The sequence below is a fragment of the Mycobacterium sp. TH-M25 genome, from assembly GCF_057473665.1.
Window position 1 is genome coordinate 1 of the sequence record NZ_JBYCLA010000026.1, and the last position, 2,836, is coordinate 2,836.

4 protein-coding genes, 1 tRNA gene and 1 pseudogene are annotated in these 2,836 nt (G+C 65.9%); 2 read left to right on the forward strand and 4 right to left on the reverse strand.

The genetic code is table 11. The features are described 5' to 3' along the window. Positions 1–150 precede the first annotated feature (150 nt). Positions 151–399: pseudogene (locus AC2VOU_RS00950) on the forward strand (hypothetical protein); the annotation flags it as partial. A 34-nt stretch (positions 400–433) separates the two neighbouring features. Here AC2VOU_RS00950 and AC2VOU_RS00955 read toward each other — a convergent pair. The 3 genes from AC2VOU_RS00955 to AC2VOU_RS00965 form a co-directional block, all read right to left on the reverse strand. Next, positions 434–523: transfer RNA gene (locus tag AC2VOU_RS00955), tRNA-Ser, on the reverse strand. A gap of 29 nt (positions 524–552) precedes the next feature. Further along, positions 553–1,011 (reverse strand): nucleoside deaminase, encoded by a 459-nt coding sequence (locus AC2VOU_RS00960; RefSeq protein WP_486955665.1) that lies wholly within the window; start codon positions 1,009–1,011, stop codon positions 553–555. An 81-nt stretch (positions 1,012–1,092) separates the two neighbouring features. Then, positions 1,093–1,614 carry a tRNA adenosine deaminase-associated protein gene (locus AC2VOU_RS00965; protein ID WP_047314848.1) on the reverse strand — a complete coding sequence of 174 codons (522 nt, stop codon included), beginning with the start codon at positions 1,612–1,614 and terminating at the stop codon, positions 1,093–1,095. Positions 1,615–1,745: 131 nt separating this feature from the next. Between AC2VOU_RS00965 and AC2VOU_RS00970 the strand changes: the two genes are divergently transcribed. Continuing rightward, complete coding sequence (locus AC2VOU_RS00970; protein WP_047314849.1) at positions 1,746–2,690, forward strand: prephenate dehydrogenase; 945 nt, start codon at positions 1,746–1,748, stop codon at positions 2,688–2,690. On the opposite strand, the gene AC2VOU_RS00975 is transcribed toward AC2VOU_RS00970, so the two are convergent. Continuing rightward, a partial coding sequence (locus AC2VOU_RS00975; protein WP_486955666.1) for a putative glycolipid-binding domain-containing protein occupies positions 2,653–2,836 on the reverse strand: 184 nt, incomplete at its 5' end. The genes AC2VOU_RS00970 and AC2VOU_RS00975 overlap by 38 nt on opposite strands.

Here is a 2,836-nt window from a genome sequence, read left to right on the forward strand (position 1 = left end):
GGCGGCTTGCTTTCGCATTGCCTTTGACATTCTCGACGACCGCCATGACAAAAGCCCGAAGGCGGTTGAAATGAATGCTGCGACCCAGGCCGGCACATTTCCCCAGTCCACAAGGACCGAGACTAGTGCTAGACCCGGCGCGGATAACACCCTCACGACCTACGTCATACGGCGGCCATTCACTCGACGTACTCGGCGATCATCAGCGCCGGGGCGAACGTGCTGGCGGTCGGCAGGATGCTCGGCCATGACAATCCACAAGTCACTTTGCGGACCTATGCCGATCTGTTCGATACCGATCTGGACAAGGTTGGCAATGCTTTGGACGCGGCCCACCGGAAAAGTGTGTCCAAACGGGATCCAAGGCGGGTCCGGCGGCTACAAGAAGTCAACGGATAGGGGCTGTCTAGCTGCACAAATACGGCAGAAAATTTGGCGGTGGCGGAGGGATTTGAACCCTCGGACGGTGTTTGCCGTCACACGCTTTCGAGGCGTGCTCCTTAGGCCGCTCGGACACGCCACCGTCGAGCAGCTTACCGAACCAGCGGCCCCTCACCCCAATCGCTGGTGGGCGAAGAATGCCTCCAGTGGTGCCGCGCACTCCTGAGCAAGCACTCCGCCGCGCACTGCCGGGCGATGGTTGAGCCGGCGGTCGCGGACCACATCCCACAGCGATCCGACCGCTCCGGTCTTGGGTTCCCAGGCCCCGAACACCAGCCGCTCGATACGTGCCAGGACCAGCGCACCCGCGCACATGGTGCACGGTTCGACGGTGACCGCCAGCGTGGTCCCCTCCAACCGCCACCCGTCACCGAGCACACCGGCCGCCGCCCGCATTGCCAAGATCTCGGCGTGCGCGGTGGGATCACCAAGGGCCTCACGGGCATTTACCGCCCGGGCGAGTTCGGTTCCATCGGCGCCGAGGACCACCGCCCCAATCGGTACATCGCGCGGCCCCGCCGTCGCGGCGACCCTCAGTGCAGCACGGATCAAATCTTCGTCAGTGGTCACGCTGCGCCCGGCGTCGCCATTAGTGGCGACCCGCTGCGCCCGGCTTCGCCGCGCTTGCGATCGCCACGGCCGCGCTTGCGGTCACCGACCGAGGCGGTCGATCACCGCCGACAGCTGCTCGGCGAAGCCCATCTCACGGGCGATGCGGCCCAGTTGCTCGTCGGCGTACAGGTCGGTCTGATCGAGGATGACCCCCAGCACCGCCTCTGGTAGCCCCACATCGGACAGCAATCCCAAGTCGCCTTCCTCAAAGGGGTCCGCATCTTCGAGGTCCTCGGGATCGATTTCGGCGTCTAAGTTGTCCAAAACTTCGGCGGCGATGTCGTAGTCCAGCGCAGCGGTGGCGTCCGACAGCAGCAACCTGGTCCCGGACGGTGCCGGGCGCAGGATGACAAAGAATTCGTCGTCGACGTCCAGGAGACCAAAGACTGCTCCCGCACTCCGCAGCTCACGCAGTTCGGTCTCGGCTGCCGTCAGGCTCGTCAGCGACTTGGCGGCCATCGCAGAACAGCGCCACTGGCCCTCTTCTCGCACCACCGCAACGCCGAAACCGTCCGGCGTGTCCGGCGCCGGGCCTTTCGCCGACGCCCGTTGTGCTCCCATGGGCGCCTACGCTAGTCGCCGACTGGGCCCCTTGACCAGATGACCACTCGTGACCGACGGCCCCTAAGGGCACCGCGACCCGCCAACTGTGCCAACCTTGGATGGTGGCTGGGACTGCGGCGGGGCGACCGGTGTGCGTGCTTGGGCTGGGATTGATCGGCGGGTCGATCATGCGGGCCACGGCGGCGACCGGTCGTGAGGTCTTCGGCTACAACCGCTCAGTGGAAGGCGCACAGGGCGCCCGCTCCGACGGTTTTGACGCCACCACCGAACTCGCTGACGCGTTGGCTCGTGCCGCGGACACCGACGCGTTGATCGTGCTGGCCGTACCGATGCCGGCATTGCCGACCATGCTCGCCCACATTCGCGAATTGGCGCCTAACTGTCCGCTCACTGATGTCACCAGCGTCAAAACCGCGGTGCTGGACTCGGTTGCTTCGGCTGGTCTGCTGGCCCGCTTCGTCGGTGGTCACCCGATGACCGGTACCGCGCAATCGGGTTGGGGCGCCGGGCATGGCGGGTTGTTCATCAGGGCTCCCTGGGTGGTCAGCGTGGACGACCATGTGGACCCCGAGGTGTGGTCGATGGTGATGACGTTGGCGTTGGACTGCGGAGCGCTGGTAGTACCGGCAAAATCCGACGAGCACGATGCCGCTGCGGCCGTTATCTCGCATCTGCCGCACCTGCTCGCTGAGGCGCTGGCCGTCGCCGCCGCTGAGGTTCCGCTGGCGTTCGCGGTGGCGGCAGGATCGTTTCGTGACGCCACCCGGGTGGCCGGAACCGCCCCGGACCTGGTGCGTGCGATGTGCGAGGGAAACTCCGGCCAACTGCTGCCGGCCGCCGACCGGGTCATCGAGTTGCTCTGCCGTGCCCGCGACTCCCTGGCCTGCAACAATTCGGTGGCCGAACTCGCCGAAGCGGGCCACGCCGCGCGCACGCGTTACGACAGTTTCCCGCGCTCCGATATCGTCACTGTCGTCATCGGCGCGGAGAATTGGCGCGAGGAACTGGCGGCCGCGGGCCGGGCAGGTGGGGTGATCAGATCCGCTCTGCCAAGCCTGGATAGTCCACGATGAATCCGTCGGCGTCGACGCTGACGATGGTGTTCGCGACCGGTGAACGCAACTTGATTCCGTCCAGGCGTCCCGAGCTGGTGTAGCTCACGGGGTCGGCTGCGACCGACATCTCCGGCACCCGCACATAGACCATCGGCAACGTGATT

Excerpts from the sequence above, each read along its gene's own strand:
- AC2VOU_RS00965 (WP_047314848.1), bottom strand. The coding sequence starts at position 1,614 with ATGGGAGCACAACGGGCGTCGGCGAAAGGCCCGGCGCCGGACACGCCG.